Origin of the sequence: Streptomyces katrae (assembly GCF_002028425.1) — a bacterium.
Classification (GTDB): Bacteria; Actinomycetota; Actinomycetes; order Streptomycetales; family Streptomycetaceae; genus Streptomyces; species Streptomyces katrae_A.
Window position 1 is genome coordinate 313797 of the sequence record NZ_CP020042.1, and the last position, 15602, is coordinate 329398.

Annotated in this window: 17 protein-coding genes and 1 pseudogene; 6 read left to right on the forward strand and 12 right to left on the reverse strand. The window is 73.0% G+C overall.

Annotated features, from left to right (window positions below; translation table 11 throughout):
* Positions 1 to 87: 87 nt before the first annotated feature.
* Together B4U46_RS01660 and B4U46_RS01665 are read right to left on the reverse strand one after the other, a co-directional pair.
* Positions 88 to 891 carry a neocarzinostatin apoprotein domain-containing protein gene (locus tag B4U46_RS01660; protein ID WP_079423385.1) on the reverse strand — a complete coding sequence of 268 codons (804 nt, stop codon included), beginning with the start codon at positions 889 to 891 and terminating at the stop codon, positions 88 to 90.
* 116 nt (positions 892 to 1007) lie between these two features.
* Positions 1008 to 2402 carry a S53 family peptidase gene (locus B4U46_RS01665; RefSeq protein ID WP_079423387.1) on the reverse strand — a complete coding sequence of 465 codons (1395 nt, stop codon included), beginning with the start codon at positions 2400 to 2402 and terminating at the stop codon, positions 1008 to 1010.
* A gap of 395 nt (positions 2403 to 2797) precedes the next feature.
* On the opposite strand from B4U46_RS01665, the gene B4U46_RS01670 reads away from it, so the two are divergent.
* On the forward strand, positions 2798 to 4837 hold the full coding sequence (locus B4U46_RS01670; RefSeq protein ID WP_079423389.1) for a M4 family metallopeptidase: 2040 nt from the start codon (positions 2798 to 2800) through the stop codon (positions 4835 to 4837).
* 106 nt (positions 4838 to 4943) lie between these two features.
* Here B4U46_RS01670 and B4U46_RS01675 read toward each other — a convergent pair whose 3' ends face one another.
* The 5 genes from B4U46_RS01675 to B4U46_RS38755 all read right to left on the reverse strand — a co-directional run bounded on the left by B4U46_RS01675 (position 4944) and on the right by B4U46_RS38755 (position 8234).
* Positions 4944 to 6119 carry an acyltransferase family protein gene (locus tag B4U46_RS01675; RefSeq protein WP_079423391.1) on the reverse strand — a complete coding sequence of 392 codons (1176 nt, stop codon included), beginning with the start codon at positions 6117 to 6119 and terminating at the stop codon, positions 4944 to 4946.
* 151 nt (positions 6120 to 6270) lie between these two features.
* The gene (locus tag B4U46_RS01680) at positions 6271 to 6780 is read right to left on the reverse strand and encodes a RidA family protein (protein ID WP_079423393.1); all 510 of its coding nucleotides are present in this window, start codon (positions 6778 to 6780) and stop codon (positions 6271 to 6273) included.
* A gap of 121 nt (positions 6781 to 6901) precedes the next feature.
* The gene (locus B4U46_RS01685) at positions 6902 to 7123 is read right to left on the reverse strand and encodes a helix-turn-helix domain-containing protein (RefSeq protein ID WP_079423395.1); all 222 of its coding nucleotides are present in this window, start codon (positions 7121 to 7123) and stop codon (positions 6902 to 6904) included.
* A complete protein-coding gene (locus B4U46_RS01690) occupies positions 7123 to 7608 on the reverse strand; it encodes a DUF2975 domain-containing protein (RefSeq protein ID WP_079423397.1) in 486 nt (161 codons plus the stop codon). The genes B4U46_RS01685 and B4U46_RS01690 overlap by 1 nt, the downstream gene beginning before the upstream one ends.
* 77 nt (positions 7609 to 7685) lie before the next feature.
* Positions 7686 to 8234: a hypothetical protein gene (locus B4U46_RS38755; RefSeq protein ID WP_237292509.1), complete on the reverse strand. Its 549-nt coding sequence runs from the start codon at positions 8232 to 8234 to the stop codon at positions 7686 to 7688.
* On the opposite strand from B4U46_RS38755, the gene B4U46_RS01700 reads away from it, so the two are divergent.
* From B4U46_RS01700 to B4U46_RS01710, 3 genes are all read left to right on the forward strand, one after another.
* A complete protein-coding gene (locus B4U46_RS01700; protein WP_079423399.1) occupies positions 8153 to 8470 on the forward strand; it encodes an arylamine N-acetyltransferase in 318 nt (105 codons plus the stop codon). The genes B4U46_RS38755 and B4U46_RS01700 overlap by 82 nt on opposite strands.
* A gap of 61 nt (positions 8471 to 8531) precedes the next feature.
* The gene (locus tag B4U46_RS01705) at positions 8532 to 8747 is read left to right on the forward strand and encodes a hypothetical protein (RefSeq protein WP_079423401.1); all 216 of its coding nucleotides are present in this window, start codon (positions 8532 to 8534) and stop codon (positions 8745 to 8747) included.
* A gap of 30 nt (positions 8748 to 8777) precedes the next feature.
* Entirely contained in the window at positions 8778 to 9437 is a 660-nt protein-coding gene (locus tag B4U46_RS01710) for an HAD family hydrolase (RefSeq protein ID WP_079423403.1), read from the forward strand.
* A 53-nt stretch (positions 9438 to 9490) separates the two neighbouring features.
* On the opposite strand, the gene B4U46_RS01715 is transcribed toward B4U46_RS01710, so the two are convergent.
* Entirely contained in the window at positions 9491 to 10165 is a 675-nt protein-coding gene (locus tag B4U46_RS01715) for a hypothetical protein (protein WP_079423405.1), read from the reverse strand.
* Between the two features lie 397 nt (positions 10166 to 10562).
* Here B4U46_RS01715 and B4U46_RS01720 point away from each other — a divergent pair.
* Together B4U46_RS01720 and B4U46_RS01725 are read left to right on the forward strand one after the other, a co-directional pair.
* Positions 10563 to 11336 (forward strand): annotated as a pseudogene (locus tag B4U46_RS01720) (VanW family protein); the annotation flags it as partial.
* A 121-nt stretch (positions 11337 to 11457) separates the two neighbouring features.
* The gene (locus tag B4U46_RS01725) at positions 11458 to 11778 is read left to right on the forward strand and encodes a hypothetical protein (RefSeq protein WP_079423409.1); all 321 of its coding nucleotides are present in this window, start codon (positions 11458 to 11460) and stop codon (positions 11776 to 11778) included.
* A gap of 20 nt (positions 11779 to 11798) precedes the next feature.
* On the opposite strand, the gene B4U46_RS01730 is transcribed toward B4U46_RS01725, so the two are convergent.
* From B4U46_RS01730 to B4U46_RS01745, 4 genes are read right to left on the reverse strand one after another with little or no spacing between them, the layout of a single operon-like run.
* Positions 11799 to 12425, reverse strand: coding sequence for a GTP-binding protein (locus B4U46_RS01730; protein ID WP_079423411.1), 627 nt, complete (start codon positions 12423 to 12425; stop codon positions 11799 to 11801).
* On the reverse strand, positions 12412 to 12783 hold the full coding sequence (locus tag B4U46_RS01735; protein WP_079423413.1) for a DUF742 domain-containing protein: 372 nt from the start codon (positions 12781 to 12783) through the stop codon (positions 12412 to 12414). The genes B4U46_RS01730 and B4U46_RS01735 overlap by 14 nt, the downstream gene beginning before the upstream one ends.
* Positions 12783 to 13187 (reverse strand): roadblock/LC7 domain-containing protein, encoded by a 405-nt coding sequence (locus B4U46_RS01740; protein ID WP_079423415.1) that lies wholly within the window; start codon positions 13185 to 13187, stop codon positions 12783 to 12785. Before B4U46_RS01740 ends, B4U46_RS01735 begins: the two co-directional genes overlap by 1 nt.
* Complete coding sequence (locus tag B4U46_RS01745; protein WP_079423417.1) at positions 13184 to 15550, reverse strand: sensor histidine kinase; 2367 nt, start codon at positions 15548 to 15550, stop codon at positions 13184 to 13186. Before B4U46_RS01745 ends, B4U46_RS01740 begins: the two co-directional genes overlap by 4 nt.
* Positions 15551 to 15602: the final 52 nt, after the last annotated feature.

Here is a 15602-nt window from a genome sequence, read left to right on the forward strand (position 1 = left end):
GACGGAGGGTGCCCGCCGCCGGACCTCCCGGCCGCCGGTGCCGATCGCCTGACGGGAGCGGGGCCGAGGCGTCGCGGCGGGGTGCCGTCAGCCGCCGGCCGGGGCGCTGGCCGGGGCGAAGCGGACGGGGTGGGACACCGAGTGGGGGCCGCGGACCCGGGTCCCGAACACGACCACCTCGCAGCCCGGGGCGACCCGGCAGTCGACGGTGCGCCCGTCGACGGTGGTGAAGGACGCCGACAGCACGACCTCCTCGTCCAGCCGCCCCTGGTCGGTGGTGGCGGGCGGGCGGCCCCGGGTGCGGCAGCCGGTGGCCTCGGTGGAGCCGGCCGCGCATTCCATGACCAGCGAGTGGTACTGCGGCTCGTAGCCGCGCCCGGTGACGTGTACGGACTGGCCGTCCACCAGCCCCTCGGACGGGTCCGCCCCCACGGTGGGAGCCGCTTCGAGCGCGCCGTGGGGCCGGAAGCCCAGCGCGACGGTGGTCAGGACGGCACCGGTGTTGTCCGTCAGGGCCAGCCGGCACGGGTGCGCCGCGGTGGCGGTGCGGCAGTCGAAGGTGCCCGCGCCGGTGACGAGTTGCGCGTAGAGCTTCTTGGGCGACTTCGCCAGGGTGCCGTCCGGCAGCACGCGGAACTGCCGTCCGGTGTCCTCGTCACAGGCCCCCGCCACCGTGTCCGGGGCGCACAGCTCCACCCACACGTACGCCTTGGGCGGGCCGCCCTTGACCGAGAAGCCGACGACGTCCCCGTCGAGCAGCCCGCCGGTCCGCTGCACCACCAGCTGCGGGGTCGCCGGACGCGCCTGCGCCGCCGCCCCGACCACGGCCGGTCCGGCCCCGGCCAGGGCCAGTACCAGCCCGGCCCTGCCGAGAACCCCCCATAATCCCATCGCGGATCCCTTCTGCTGCGCCTGCCTGTCGGGTCGGGGGGATCCTCCTGTTCCGGGCCGCCCGCCACAAGGACGCGAACAGGCCGTCACCGCCGGCGGGGGACCGGCCCGGAGCGTCAGCCGCGGCGGCCTTCGCGGGCCAGGGCGGGGACGAAGCGGGCCGCGTCCAGGGTGCCGACGCCGGTGGCCATGTCGTAGCCGTCCACCGCCCGGTAGCCGGTGACGCCCTGGTAGCTGTTGTCCGTGCCGTCGTTGACGTCGACGATGCCGGTGGACCGGTCGTACGCGGAGCGGCCGTACAGGCGGTACAGCGCCTCGTGGATGTCGCCCAGGCGCTTGCCCGCGGCCTGGTCGGCCAGGGCGACGATGCCGGCGAACAGGGGGCTGGACTCACTGGTGCCGCCGGAGACGTCCCAGCCCGTGGCCGCCGGGTCGTAGCTGGAGTAGAGCCACGCGCCGCCGTCGACCGCGGCGGCCATGGAGATGTCCGGGGTGCCGCGGCGCGGGCCGACGGTGTTCTTGACGCCGTTCTGGAAGGAGGGGCGGGTGAAGACGTGGGACTGGCCGCCGCCGCCCGCGCCGTGGTCGTTGTAGACGCTCTCGGGGGCGGTGCGCCTGCCCGTGTCGTCCAGGTGGAGCTGGGTTCCGCCGACGGAGGTGACGAGGGGGTCGGAGGAGGGCCAGGAGTTGACGCGCTCGTGGTAGTAGCCCGTGCCGTCGGCGGTGTTGTCGGTGGCGCCGCCGTCGCCGGAGGAAGCCAGGACGGTGACGTGGTTGCGGGCGGCGGCCTCGAAGGCGTAGCGGAGCTTCTTGATGCTGGAGAAGTCGCCCTGGTCGAAGCCGGGGAAGGTGTTCTCCGTGGCGCCGAAGCTCTGGGTGATCACGTCGCCGATGCCGTGGTCGATCAGGGCCTTCTCGGCGTCCATCATCTCCGGCAGTCCGGTGGTGCCCTCGGTCTCGGCGACCGCGGTCTCCACCAGGACGATCTTCGCGTCGGGTGCCACCGCGTGCGCCATCTCCACGTCGAGGGTGGTCTCGCCGGCCCAGCCCAGCATGTCGGCGTTCTTCGGGTCCCAGGCGGGGACGTTGCCCCACTTGACCACCTGCACCTTGGTGCTGGGTATCCCGAACTGCCTGCTGTAGACGTCCAGGTCGTGCTGGACGGTGGGCGAGCCGAAGGAGTCCACGATGACGATCGTGCGGCCCTTGCCGGTGATGCCCGCCTTGTACAGCGGGCCCAGGTCGTAGGCCTCGCGGTACTGCAGCGGGGTGTAGCAGGCGATCTTCCACTTGGCCCGGCACTCCTCCACGGAGAGCGGGCTCCCCACGGCGCGGACCAGCTGGTGCCCGGCGACGGCCGGACGCGCCACGGTGCGCGGGAGGGTGGATCCGTGCCCGGAGGCGGTGACGGTCCCGGCCACCGGGGCGGCCGCCGCGGCGGTGAGCGCGAGGCCGGCGACGGCGGCCGTGGTGAGCGCGACGCGCGGCCACGTACGACGGACTGGATGCATGGCGGACTCCCTTGGGGGGTGGCGCCGCTCGAGGCGGCTCCCGCGATCACACCCGCCAAGTCCTGAGCAGAACAAGGCTGTTTGACGCTTGATATCGAACGCTTTACCTGAATGCGGGACACGTCGCCGAGTACCAAGACTGGACCAAGTCCCGCCCTGGATCAGCCGAGTTGAGCGGGTGTCGCCCCATTCGCACCACGCCACGGTGTCCGCTCAGCGGACGCGCACCGGCGAAATCCGGACGCCTTTCGGCCAATACCTGACGTGTCCATGGCGATCATGGAGATCGCTGGCAACCTCTCCCCATCCCCAGCTGGAGTTGATCGACACGCTGCACCCGGCCGGCCCATCCCGGCCGCCGGTTCCACCCCCCACCACTCCGAAGGAGTCCCCGCGTGAATTCCACGCACCGGCGGAACGCCACCGCCACCGGCGCCCTGCTCGCCGCCGCAGCCCTGCTCACCGTCGGCGTCCAGGCGGGCAGCGCCAGCGCGCAGCCCGGCGGTTCCGCGAACCCGGCCGCCGCCAAGGGCCAGCCCCGCAACCCGGGCGCGCTGCCCGCGCAGCTCACCCCGTCCCAGCGCGCCGAGCTCATCGCCAAGGCGCAGAGCACCACGGCCGCCACGGCCAAGGAGCTCGGCCTGGGCGCCCAGGAGAAGCTCCTCGTCCGCGACGTGGTCAAGGACCAGGACGGTACCACCCACACCCGCTACGAGCGCACCTACGAGGGACTCCCCGTCCTCGGCGGCGACCTGGTCGTCAACCGCACCTCCGCCGACCGCACGCAGAGCGTGAGCAAGGCGTCCAACGCCCAGCTGCAGGGCGTCTCCACCTCCGCCCCGGCCGACGCTCCGGCGACCGCCTCCGCCAAGGCCCTGGACGCCGCGAAGGCCGTCGGCTCCAAGGCCGACAAGGCCGACATCGCGCCCCGCAAGGTCGTGTGGATGGCCAACGGCGTGCCGACCCTGGCCTACGAGACCGTCATCGGCGGGCTCCAGGACGACGGCACCCCCAACCAGCTCCACGTCATCACCGACGCCAAGACCGGCGCGAAGCTGCACCAGTGGCAGGGCATCGAGACCGGTGTCGGCAACACGCACTACAGCGGCCAGGTCACCCTCGGCACGTCGAAGTCCGGCACGAACTTCACCATGAACGACACGGGCCGCGGCGGTCACAAGACCTACAACCTGAACCACGGCACCTCGGGCACGGGCTCGCTCTTCAGCCAGGCCACCGACACCTGGGGCAATGGGGCCAACTCCAACGCCGCCACCGCGGGCGCCGACGCCGCCTACGGCGCCGGGGTCACGTGGGACTTCTACAAGAACGTCTTCGGCCGCTCCGGGATCCGCGGCGACGGCGTCGCCGCCTACTCCCGCGTCCACTACGGGAACGCCTACGTCAACGCGTTCTGGGACGACAGCTGCTTCTGCATGACCTACGGCGACGGAGCCGGCAACAACGACCCGCTGACCTCGCTGGACGTCGCCGGCCACGAGATGTCGCACGGCGTCACCGCCGCCACCGCGGGCCTGGAGTACAGCAACGAGTCGGGCGGCCTGAACGAGGCCACCTCCGACATCATGGGCACCTCCGTCGAGTTCTACGCCAACAACCCCAGCGACCCGGGCGACTACCTCATCGGCGAGAAGATCGACATCAACGGCGACGGCACCCCGCTGCGCTACATGGACAAGCCGAGCAAGGACGGCGGCTCCGCCGACGCCTGGTACTCCGGCGTCGGCAACCTCGACGTCCACTACTCCTCGGGCCCGGCCAACCACTGGTTCTACCTGGCCTCCGAGGGCTCCGGCGCCAAGACGATCAACGGCGTGAACTACAACTCGCCGACCTCCGACGGCCTGCCCGTCACCGGCATCGGCCGGGACAAGGCCCAGCTGATCTGGTACAAGGCCCTCACCACCAAGTTCAACTCCACCACGGACTACGCGGGTGCCCGCGCGGGCACGATCGCCGCGGCGACCGAGCTGTACGGCGCGGGCAGCGCCGAGGTCAACGCCGTCACCGACGCCTGGGCCGCCGTCAACGTCGGCGCCCGTTCGGGCGGCGGCAACCCGAACCCGGGGAACGTCTTCGAGAGCACCACGCAGGTGGCCATCCCGGACTCCCCCGGCCCGGCGGTCACCTCGTCGGTCGCCGTCACCGGGATCACCGGGAACGCGCCGAGCACCCTCAAGGTCGGCGTGAAGATCACCCACACCTACGTCGGTGACCTGCAGATCGACCTCGTGGCCCCGAACGGGACCACGTTCCGCCTGCAGAACTCCTCGTCGGACTCCACGGCCAACCTGGACAAGACGTACACGGTGAACGCCTCGGCCGTGGCGGCCAACGGCACCTGGAAGCTGAAGGTCCAGGACAAGGCCGCTGCCGACACCGGCACGATCACCGACTTCAAGCTCACCTTCTGACCCGCGGCCGACCGGCCGTGATCCGAACACGGGTGCCCGGAGCCTTCGAGGCTCCGGGCACCCGTGCGTGCGCCGCCCGCCTGCCGCCGGGGCGGCGGGGCCGGCGCTAGGAGACGCCCTGCCGTCCGGCGGGGACACGGTCCGTCCCCGGCACGGCCGGCTGCCCGGGCAGGCCGCCCGGCTCCGGCCGGGGCGGGGCCGCCGCCACCCGGATGTCCTGGATCCCGCGGCGCAGCGCGGCGCCCAGCCGCCGGCCCAGCGGGCGTTCGACGAGGCGGTGGAGGGCCCAGGCCGACAGCAGCATGGAGGCGGTGGTGCCGAGGGCCAGGGGCACGGGAGCGACGCGGTCCCGGAAGTGGTGGATGAGCGTCAGCCCGGCCATCATGTGGATCAGGTAGAGCGGGTAGCTGAGCGCGCCGGCGTGCGGGAGCCAGCGCCACCGGATGCCGTCCAGGGTGCCAAGCGCGAGGGCGGCCATGACGGCGAAGCCCAGCAGGATGACCAGGTGGGCCGGCCACAGGGGCGTCCGCTCGGTGACGGCCGCGCCGAGGCTCGAGGTCATGCGGCCGTACACGTAGTGCTGCGCGAGCAGGAACTGGATGCCGACGATGACCCACAGGACGGCGTTCGGCCCGAAGCGGCGCATCAGGTGGAAGGCGATGCCGGCGATGAAGTACGGGGAGGCGGACGGCATGGCGAAGAAGGAGAGCACCCCTTCGTCGGCGGTCGGGGCCACCACCCCGGCCAGGGTCCACGTCCCGCAGAAGAGCACGCAGTTGCGGTAGGTCAGCCCGCGCAGGACGACGAGCGCGAACAGCGCGTAGAACTTGAGCTCCACGAAGAGGGTCCAGTACGCGTCGTCGACGTTCGGGACCCCGAGGCCGCCCTGCAGCATCGACAGGTTCACCACGACGTCGGTGTACTTGACGCCCGGCCGCACCTCGGGCCAGAGCAGCAGCACCAGCGAGGTGAACACCACGCCCGCCCAGTAGGCGGGGAAGAGGCGGGCGACGCGGGAGGCCGCGAAGTCGCCCAGGCCGCGGCCCCAGGCGCTCATGCAGATGACGAACCCGCTGACGAGGAAGAAGATCTCGACACCCAGCCAGCCGTAGACGGCGAAGCGGCGGGCCAGCGGGAAGACGTCCGTGGTCGGTTCGCCCCAGGCACTTGCCAAGGCCACGTAGTGGTAGAAGACGACGGCCAGGGCGGCCAGGACCCGTATGCCGTCCAGGACGGCCAGGCGGCGGGGCTCGCCTGGCCGTTCCGGTATGCGCGCTCTCATCCCTCTTCCGCCCCCTTGCCCGCACTGCCGTCCGATTACCGATGCGTAAAGTCGTCGGCACTGTACAGCGCGTCCACAGCCGGGCCACAGGGGCGGACGGCCGGACACGGGGCGGCGCCCCGGCGAAGGGCGGCCTCGGAGCGAGGGCCGGTCAGGAGCGCGGGGAGACCTGGACGATGGCCTCGATCTCCACGAGCTGCTCGGGGACGGACATGTCGCTGACTCCGACGATGGTGTCGGTCGTGCGGTGGTTGCCGACGTACTCCTTGTGCAGCCGCGCGGCCGTGTCGAAGTTCTTGCGCAGGTCCTTGGTGAAGATCTTCATGCTGATGATCTGGCTGCGCGGGACCCGGTAGTGCGCGAGGACCTTGTCCAGGTTGTCGAACGCCGTGCGGACCTGCTTCTCGAAGTCGCCGGCGCCCACGAAGTTCCCGGCCGCGTCATGCGACACCTGCCCCGAGATGTAGACGGTGTCCCCGGCCCTGATGCCCTGCGAGTACCCGTAGGACTCCTCCCACGGCACCCCGAACCCGAAGTGGTCCCAGCCCCGGCGGGCCTGGTCCTGCGCGCTGGCACCCTGCGGTCCCGTGAAGGTGATCGTCGCGGCCACCATCGCCGCCGCCACGGCACCGATGCCGAACCTGCGCCCTGCCTTGGTCATTCGGTCTGTCCCTTCGTCCCGGTGGAGCCTGGAGCAACGACGCTGTCACGGGGGAAAGGAGAACTCCTCGTACGGGGATCGAGTACGCGTCAGCGGGCCGGACGGGGCGGCGAGGGGAGTCTCAGCCGGCCGGGGGGTTCTCGGACTCCCAGCGGAGGAGGTCGCCCGGCTGGCATTCGAGGGCCTCGCAGAGGGCGGCGAGCGTGGCGAAGCGGACCGCCTTGGCGCGGCCGTTCTTGAGCACCGCAAGGTTGGCGGGAGTGATGCCCACGCGGTCGGCCAGTTCACCCACCGACATCTTCCGCCTGGCCAGCATCACGTCGATGTCGACGGCGATCGGCATCAGATCACCTCGTCCAGCTCGGCCTGCAACTGGTCCGCTTCGGCGTAGCGGGCCACCGCCTGGGCGAGCAGCATCCGCAGCACGAGCACGATCAGCGCGACCCCCAGGATGGCCACGCCCACCCCGCCCATGATGACGGTGACACCCGGGTCCTCCCGCTGGCCCGGTGCGTTCAGGGCCGTGACGGCGAACCACACGAGGGCGGCCGCGCCGATCGCGCCGATCACACCGTCCACGTAACGGAACGCGGCGTGGGAGAACACGGTTCCCCGCCGCACCATGGTCACCAGCCGCCATACGCAGACCACGGTTACCTGGGCCGCCACCATGCCGAGGATCGTGACCAGGCGCAGCGGGGTCAGCGGGAGCGACCCGTCCTCGGGGTCGGTGGCCAGCGCCCACACCATCCCCGCCTGTACGAACACCGTGCCGGCGAGCACGACCACGAGCACGGCGCGGAGCGCACCCACTGTCAGCTTTCCCATGACGACTCACCCTTCCATCGACTCACGATGGGAATCTATCGAATGTCGATAGGTGAGGCAAGCGGTCGCCGCCTGGTTCAGTGCCCGCCCCTCGGCGGCTCGCAGCCGGTGCCGTCGGGGTATCCGCCGAAGGCCTCCGCCGTGGTGGACCCGCTGTTCAGCATCCCTTCCACGCACCAGGGGGAGGCGCCGATGTCGATGAGGAACCCGACCACGGTGGGACCGTTCTGGTAGGTCCGCACCTTTCCCGCGGGATAGCCGAGGCCGGTGAGTGCGCCGTGGACGTGGCCGGGGGTGAAGTCGCCGCGCCGGCGCAGCGGTTCGAGGGCGCCCTTGACGCGCCCCTCGGCCGCGAGGCCGTCGCAGCGGCTCTGGCCGTGCAGGCGGAGCGGAATCCTGAAGGCGTGGTTCTCGGCGTAGTGGTCGGGGGGCGAAGCGTCCGGCCCGGAACCGGTGGCGGCCGTGGGCGCCGGCGGTGCGGAACTCTCGCCCGGGCAGGGGAAGTCCGCCGGTGCGCTCGGGGCGGCCACCGGGGTGCCGACGGGTGTGGGGCCCGAGGAGAGGGACGCGCCGGGGGCCACGCCGGCCCGCTGCGTGCCGCACCCCGCCGCCAGCAGGAGCACCACCGCGAACGGCAGCGTCCAGAGCCCGGCCGTCTTCTTTCCGTGATTCGTCATGCTCCCGGCTCACCCGGGACGGCGGGCGGATCACGCTGCGGGACCACACGCTCATCACCACCTCGGCCGACGGCGACCGCACGGAAAAGGGGCTGGCGAGCGACGAGGAGGTACGGGCCGTCTACCGCGCGGAGTTCGGCATCGTGCTCGACCGGCTTCCGGTGCCGCTCCATCCCCGGGACTGAGGGGGGAAGGGCAGGCGGGCCGGTGCCGTAACCGGGGGACGGCCGCGGCGTTGGGTCCCGTGTGACACTTGACGATCTCTACACCGACATCGTGGCCGAGGAAGTCGACGCGGACGCCGACGCCGGGCCCGAGCGGCTGCCGATGCTCACCTACCGCGAGGCCGTGCTCGCGCTCGCCGTGCTCGGCGCCGTCGCCGAGGGCGAGACCGGTGAGGAGGTGCGCACCACCGCCCGCGCCCTGGGCACCCGCCTCGGCATGCGCCTGCCCGCCGGCTGAGCGGTGGGGGCGGGGCCCTATGCTGCGGGGATGATCAAGCCCATCGAACTCGTCATATTCGACTGCGACGGCGTGCTGGTCGACAGCGAGCGCATCGCCGCACGCGTGCAGGTGGCCCTCGGAGCCGAGCTGGGCTGGCCGCTGACCGAGGACGAGGTCGTGGACCGGTTCATCGGACGCTCGCACGCCGCCATCCGGGAGCAGATCGCCGGCCGGCTCGGCCAGGACGTGGCCGCGGTCTGGTCGCAGCGGTTCGAGGAGCTCCACCGGGAGGCCGTCGACGCGGGACTCGCGCCCGTCGACGGCCTGCCCGAGGCCCTGGACGCACTCGACGCGCTCGCCCTGCCGTCCTGCGTCGCCTCCAGCGGCTCCCACGACAAGATGCGGCACACCCTCGGCCGGACCGGACTCCACGCACGTTTCGCCGGGCGCATCTACAGCGCGAGCGAGGTCTCCCGCGGCAAGCCGGCCCCCGACCTGTTCCTGCACGCGGCCCGGAGCATGGGCGTCGACCCGGCGGCCTGCGTCGTGGTCGAGGACAGCCGGCCCGGCGTCCACGCCGCCCGGGCCGCCGGGATGCGCTCCCTCGGCTACGCCGGCGGGCTGACCCCCGCCGGGCGCCTCGAGGGCCCGGACACCACCGTCTTCCACGACATGCGCGAACTGCCCGCGCTCATCGCCGCCCTGTAGCCGGCGCGGAGCACAGGTCCGCACCGGAGCCGGTGGCAGGGGCGGAGCCCATGTCAGGGGCGGGGGTGGCCCGGGTGCTGGTGGGGCTGGTGCGGCGGGTAGGGCTCGTAGCCCTGCCAGGGCTGGGGCTGCGCCGGCTGCTCGGGCCGGGTGCCGCGGAGCAGGGCGTCGAAGCGGTCGTACAGGTCGCGGCCCCGCTCCGGCGGGGGGACGTAGGCGGTGACGGAGCCGTCGGTGAGCCGGACCGTCACCACGTCGCCGCCCCGGGGGTCGCACTGGTACCAGACTCCGGCGAGGGCCGTGGCGGGTACCCAGCCGCGCCGGGTCTCGGGACCCCCGCCGCCCAGTCGGCGCCGCAGCGCCCGCCGGTAGGCCGGGAACAGCAGGCCCGGCAGCGTCAGCACGGCGAGCAGGACGATCAGGACGTCCGCGACCACGCCGCTCGCCCAGTGCACCAGCGCGATCAGGGCCCCGTAGCAGAGCGCGACGAGGAACAGCACGATGCAGGCCGTGAGGGCGGCCTCCGGCGCGCCGGTCGTGCGGAGCAGGCTGTAGAGGCCGGTCAGGGCGAGCAGCACCAGGGCGGTGACGCAGCCGGCCCCCTCACCGAGGAAGGTGTCGGCGAAGGAGGCGGCGCGCCGGTCCGGGGTGACGGCGTAGCCGTGGTCGTGGAACCGGACGGTGCGCCGCCCGCCCGGTGCGGCGTTCACGCCCTTGATCTCGTACATGGCCAAAACGCTATCCTCCGCGTCCCGGGCGAGGTGGACCGCCCCCGGAGGGGTGCTGTGCGAGCGGAGGGCGGGCTTCCGTTGTGCGTGAGAACCGGCACATTTTTGTCCTTTTTGGCCAAGATGGCTGGATCCTTGTCTGCGGTCGTACCCCGGAGCACCCGGAATCCCCGAGCCCCCGAGCCCCGCCCCCAGGAGAGACATGCGACGCGCACACCGCCTGACCGACCACCGGCGGTTCGGACTGCCCGCGATGGCGGGGGCCGCCGCACTCGGCCTCGGCCTCACCCTGCTGATCCCGGCCGGTCACGCCTCCGGCGCCGAGGTGCCGCCGGTGGCCGGGCAGGCGGCCGGGGCGGTGGCCGGCCGGGTGGGCGGTGCGGCGGAGGGCCGTCAGGTGGTGTCCTCGTTCACGGTGAACTTCCCCGCCGCCCCGTACCGCACCACCAACATCGGGCGGGCCGTCCAGCTGATCGACGGTTCGGTGGTCGCCCCGGGCCAGACCTGGAGCTTCAACCGGACCGTCGGCGAGCGCACCAAGGAGAACGGTTTCGTCGACGGAGTCATGATCAACGACGGCCGCTACGTGAAGGCGCCGGGCGGCGGTGTCTCCAGCGTGGCGACGGCCGTGTACAACGCCGTGTTCTTCTCGGGCGCCCCGTTCGTGGAGCACGGCGCCCACTCCTTCTACATCGAGCGCTACCCCGAGGGCCGCGAGGCCACCGTCGCCTGGGGCACCCTCGACCTGCGCTGGAGGAACGACTCCAGCCACCCCCTGACCATCCGGGCCGAGTCCACCGACACCTCGGTGACCATCACCCTGATCGGCACGCGGCAGTACGACGCGGTACGCGCCACCCAGGGGCCCCGCACGAACGTCGTCCCGCCCGCCAAGCGCGAGGCCTCCGGCCCCGACTGCCAGGCGCAGACCCCGCTCGAGGGGTTCGACGTGGCGGTCGACCGCGTGTTCGTCCACCAGGGCCGGGAGGTCGGGCGGGAGACGTTCCGCACCCACTACACCCCGCGCGACGAGGTCGTCTGCGCCGCGACCCCCTCGCAGAGCCCGCCCCCCTCGCAGAGCCCGGCCCCGTCGCAGAGCCCGGCCCCCTCGCAGAGCCCGGCCCCGTCCGTGAGCCCGGCTCCCGCCGCGCCGCAGCCGGGCCGCTCCTGAGCCGCGCCCGGGAGTCCGTGCCGCCGGCGCCTTCCAGGTTGGCCGAAACCCGGACTCCCTCGTGCCCCGCGCCCTGACCTAGCCTGCGGTCCGAGCCAGGACGCAAACCGGGGGGACGCACGTGACGCGGGAGACACAGGCGCACGGGCAGGACAGGCAGGACGCCTGCCTCGACGCGGTGGTGTGGGGCTGCTGCCCCGCCGGGGCCGGATGGTTCTGGATGGCCCGCCACACCGCCTGGGACGGCACCGTGCGGCGTACCGCGCACGGCTGGCGCGAGACCCGGGACGACGCGACGCGCGAGGGCGCCGCCGCGGCCCGCGGGCTCGCCTCCGGCACCCGCGCCCAGGTGTTCCTGCGCCGGCGGGCCGCCGAGTACGCCCTGCGGATCCTGCTGGAGGAGAGCGGGGCCGCGGCCGCCCGCCGCCCCGCGCCCCGGTAGCACCGGCGCGCGGGCGCCGGTCAGATCCGCGCCGGGCCTCCTGCCGGGGCTCCCGCGGGAGCCCCCGCCCGGGCGATGACCAGGTCGAGCAGGGCCAGCAGGCAGTCGCGCGCGTCCGCGCGGGAGCGGGCGTCCAGCAGGAGCACCGGGGTGGCGGGGTCCCTCAGGTGCAGGGCGGCGGCGATCTCCTCGGCCGTGTAGGGCTGTTCGCCGTGGAAGCAGTTCGCCCCGACGACGAACGGCAGCCCCCGGCTCTCGAAGAAGTCGATCGCCGGGAATCCCCGGTCCAGGCGGCGGGTGTCGACGAGCACGAGCGCCCCCAGAGCCCCGCTGAGCAGGTCGTCCCACATGAACCAGAACCGCTCCTGGCCGGGCGTGCCGAACAGGTAGAGGACGACCCCGGCTTCGGTGAGGGTGATCCTGCCGAAGTCCATCGCGACGGTGGTGAGGGTCTTGGACTCGATGCCGTCGAGGTCGTCGACACCGACCCCGGCACTCGTCAGGCGTTCCTCCGTACGCAGCGGTTCGATCTCGGAGACCGCCTCGACCAGGGTGGTCTTGCCGACTCCGAAGCCGCCGGCGATGAGGATCTTGACCGGGGACGCTTCCCGGGCGGCGGGGGCGACGGAGGTGTCATATCCGGGCAAGGTTGTCCCTGATTTTCATGAGCAGGTGGACATTGGTGGTCTCGGCGCCCTCCAGGGGCGGCCGGTGGTCGATCAGCCCGCGGTCCGCGAGTTCGCCCAGCAGGAGCGTCATCGGCGTCAGGCGCATGTGCATGCGGGCGGCGATCTCGGCGACCGCCATCCCGGCGGGCGGCGCGCACAGGGCCAGGACGGCCCGCCATTCGGTGGCCAGGCCGGGGTCGTCGTCGTCCGCGGGGACCGCCGCCACGATGGTGGTGTCCATCGTGAGGACGGTCTGCGGGGCGGCGGACGTGCGGCCGTCGGTGAGCGCGTACAGCCGGGTCCGGCGGGGGCTTCGGCGCTGCGGCTCGTCGGGCATTACGCGGTCGGCGCGGAGGTGCGCTCGGGGGTTCCCAGCCACTCGCCGAGCGCCTGGGCGGTCCGTACGGCCTCGCCGCCCAGTTCGCCGAGCCGCGCCTTGCGGGAGGTGACCACGATGAGCGTGCTGCCCTCCCCGCAGCCGACGACGCACAGGTAGCGGTCGTCCATCTCGACCAGCTGGCGGATGACCCGCCCGCCGTCGATCTCCCGGGATATCGCCTTCATGGTGGCGGCGATGCCGGAGGAGGCGGCCGCGATGCGCTCGGCCTGGTCCCGCTCCAGCAGGTAGGCGCTGAGTTTGATGCCGTCGTTGGACAGGAGCACGGCTCCCTGGATGCCGGCGATCCGGCTCAGGTTGTTGTCCAGGATGCCGTAGATCATGTCGCTGGATGTCGTCGTCATGGCTGGTCCGCTCCGAGCTCTGCTTCCACTTTCTTGGTCCCCTCTTCGTAGTCCGCCCAGGCGTCGGCCACCTCTTCGGGTGTCGCCGCGTCCCGGCCGGCGTCCGGCTCCGGGGCGCGGGGGCCGCGCAGTTGCCGGGTGAGGTGGGTCTGCGGGACGCGCTCGGGCAGGGCCGGCCGCGGGTCGGCGGGGGCCGTGGCGCGGGTCGGCAGCGCCGGCCCGCGCGGTGCCGGCAGCGGCGCGGGTGCGGCGGTCGCGGTGGCGCCGGCCGGCGGGTCCCCGGCCTCGGGCCCGGTCTCGGCCGCCCGTTCGCGGACGGGCAGGCGTACGGGGTCGGGTACGGGGGCGGGCCGGGGCTGTGGCGCGGGCCGCCGCCGGGGCTCCGGTTCCCCTGCGGCGGGTGCCAGCAGCGCGCTCGGCAGGATCACCACGGCGGCCGTCCCGCCGTAGACCGAGCGGCGCAGGGTGACGCGGGCCTGGAGCTGGTCGGCGAGGTGGCCCACGACGAACAGGCCCAGCCGGTGGGCGTTCTCGGCGAGGACGGAGTACGGCGGCGCCGAGTGCAGGCGCTCGTTCATGGCCTCGTAGCCCGCCGGGGACACGCGCGGTCCGCGGTCCTCGATCTCCACGGACAGCCCGTCCGCCACGAGTTCGGCGCGGACGACCACCTTCGAGCGGGGCGGCGAGAACCGGGTCGCGTTGTCCAGGAGTTCCGCCAGCAGGTGGCTGATCTGGCTGATGGCGTGCGGCTGCACGCTGGCCTCGTCCAGGGCCTGCCGTTCGATGCGGCGGAAGTCCTCGACCTCGGCGGCGGCCTCGCGCAGCAGGTCGGCGACGCGCATGGGCTCGGTGTGCGGGTCGGGGATCTCGCCGCCGGCGAGGATGAGCAGGTTCTCGATCTGGCGCCGCATGCCCACCGTCAGCTGGTCGGAGCGCATCAACTGGGCCAGGAGCGCCTCGTCGTGGCCGAAGGTGTCCTGGAGGTCCTCGGTCAGGCTGAGCTGCCGGCTGACGAGGTTTCCGGTGCGCGAGGCGATGCCGGAGGCGAACAGGCCGAAGCCGTGCCGTTCGGCGGCGAGCTGCCGGTGCCCGTCGACGGAGGCGGCGACCACCCGGGCGAAGGCGTCGGCTATCTGGCCGACCTCGTCCTGGCGGCCGCGGACGGCGGGCAGGGCGTCCTCGTCGACGGGCTCGCCGCGCTGGAGGCGTGCCACCACGTCGGGCAGGGTCTTCTCGGCGATGGCGACGGTACGGGTGTGCAGCCGGTTCAGCCGGCGCAGCACCGACCGCGTGGTGAGCACCACGACGGCGGTGACGAGCAGCAGGGCGCCGCCGCTGGCCGCGATCAGCCAGGAGACCTCGGCCTGGAGTTCGGAGGCCCTCGCGTCGGCGTCGTCGAACACGCTGCGGGCGCGGGCGGTGTTGAGGGCGGCGAGGGCCGGTGCGAACGCCCGGTAGGCGTCGGGCCACTCGGCGACGTCGGCCGGCAGCTTCACGCCGGTGGCGGTGTCCTTGTGGTTGGCGATGACCGCGTTCTCGATGCGCAGCTTGGTCTGCCAGGCCTGCGAGGCGATGAGCTTGTCGTACGAGGCGCGTTCGGCGGGCGGCAGGTACGGCACGATCCAGGTGTCGTACAGGTACCGGTGGGTGCCGACGGCGTCGAGGAACTGGGAGAAACCGGTGGCCGCGAGCTCACGGGAGGGACCGGCCAGAGCGAGAGCGGTGTCCTCGCGGGCGACCATCTCGGTGGCCGAGAACAGGGAGACGGCCGGGCGGCTCTCCTGGCCGAGGTCGGCATCCTGAGGGTGGCTGAATTCGTCCTGGTAGGCGCGGATGATGTCGTCGATGACGCCGGTGTAGTAGCCGACCGCCTGCTCGGCGCTGCCGGTGTGGGCGTCCACGCGCCTGCGGTAGGAGGCCAGCGGGTCGAGCCGCCCGCTCACGGTGTCCAGGCGTCCCTCGCCGGGGCCGTCGGGGCTGTGTTCCGAGCCCTGCGCGGGGTCGCTGCCGGTGCCCGATATGCGGCGGAACTCCGCGGCCGCCCGGTCGGTTTCTGCCCTTTTGTCGCGCAGGGCCTCGTCGGTGACGGGCGAGCCCGCCCACCGGGCCGCCGTCATCGCCCGCTCGGCCTGCAGTTCGTTCATCAGCTTGACCAGCGGTACCCCGATCCGCTCGCCGGCCTCCACGTCGGCGCGCAGGTGCTCCGACTGAGCCAGCAGGCGCTGGGCGGTGACGGCGGTCTGGGTACCCATCGCCACGGTGGGGACGACGGCCAGGCAGACCAGCAGGGTACGCAGGCGTACGGTGCGGCGGCGCCGGACGGGCGGCGGGCTCGGTGGGCCTTCGGGTGCCATCGCAGACATCGGTCCTCGGGAGCGGCGGAGACGGGCCTGGACGCGGGCAGGGGGGAACTGC

Bases quoted from the DNA above. Each gene is read 5' to 3' on its own strand.
- B4U46_RS01735 (WP_079423413.1), bottom strand. From the start codon at position 12,783: ATGCCCGACGAGCCGCAGCGCCGAAGCCCCCGCCGGACCCGGCTGTAC.
- B4U46_RS01665 (WP_079423387.1), bottom strand. From the start codon at position 2,402: ATGCATCCAGTCCGTCGTACGTGGCCGCGCGTCGCGCTCACCACGGCC.
- B4U46_RS01710 (WP_079423403.1), top strand. From the start codon at position 8,778: ATGATCAAGCCCATCGAACTCGTCATATTCGACTGCGACGGCGTGCTG.
- B4U46_RS01690 (WP_079423397.1), bottom strand. From the start codon at position 7,608: ATGGGAAAGCTGACAGTGGGTGCGCTCCGCGCCGTGCTCGTGGTCGTG.
- B4U46_RS01745 (WP_079423417.1), bottom strand. From the start codon at position 15,550: ATGTCTGCGATGGCACCCGAAGGCCCACCGAGCCCGCCGCCCGTCCGG.
- B4U46_RS01685 (WP_079423395.1), bottom strand. From the start codon at position 7,123: ATGCCGATCGCCGTCGACATCGACGTGATGCTGGCCAGGCGGAAGATG.
- B4U46_RS01740 (WP_079423415.1), bottom strand. From the start codon at position 13,187: ATGACGACGACATCCAGCGACATGATCTACGGCATCCTGGACAACAAC.
- B4U46_RS01660 (WP_079423385.1), bottom strand. From the start codon at position 891: ATGGGATTATGGGGGGTTCTCGGCAGGGCCGGGCTGGTACTGGCCCTG.
- B4U46_RS01715 (WP_079423405.1), bottom strand. From the start codon at position 10,165: ATGTACGAGATCAAGGGCGTGAACGCCGCACCGGGCGGGCGGCGCACC.
- B4U46_RS01675 (WP_079423391.1), bottom strand. From the start codon at position 6,119: ATGAGAGCGCGCATACCGGAACGGCCAGGCGAGCCCCGCCGCCTGGCC.
- B4U46_RS01680 (WP_079423393.1), bottom strand. From the start codon at position 6,780: ATGACCAAGGCAGGGCGCAGGTTCGGCATCGGTGCCGTGGCGGCGGCG.